Source organism: Ralstonia sp. VS2407 (assembly GCF_052950655.1).
Map to the genome: position 1 here is coordinate 1 of NZ_JBRFVG010000192.1, position 493 is coordinate 493.

Genomic DNA, 493 nt, shown 5'->3' on the forward strand with positions numbered 1-493 from the left:
GCGCGCGGCCTTTCACGGGGTGGACGCCTGAGCGAAAGCGCCCGCCGCTAGCGGTCCTCGACCAGCCGTCCGTACAGCTCGGGCCGCCGGTCGCGGAAGAAACCGAACGCCGCGCGGTGGCGCTTGACGCGGGCGAGGTCGATCGTCGCCGTGATCACGCCTTCCTCCTCGCGCCCCAGCTCCGCCAACATGTCGCCGCGCTCGTCGCAGATGAAGCTGGTGCCGTAGAATGTCTGGCCGTGCTCGATGCCCACGCGGTTCGCCGCGACGATCGGCACCACGTTCGACACCGCATGCCCCACCATCGCCCGCCGCCACAGCCGCGCCGTGTCGAGCGAGGTGTCGTGCGGCTCCGACCCGATCGCGGTGGGGTAGAACAGGACCTCCGCCCCCATCAGCATCATCGCGCGCGCGGTCTCGGGATACCATTGGTCCCAGCATACCCCGACGCCGATCCTCGTGCGGTCCGCCCCGGCAATACGGGATTCAAGGT

1 protein-coding gene is annotated in these 493 nt (G+C 70.0%); it reads right to left on the reverse strand.

Features of this window, described 5'->3' with window-relative positions; genetic code table 11:
- Positions 1–47: 47 nt before the first annotated feature.
- Positions 48–493 (reverse strand): nitrilase-related carbon-nitrogen hydrolase (locus ACU8YE_RS24570; protein ID WP_446930032.1); only part of this gene is annotated, 446 nt, incomplete at its 5' end.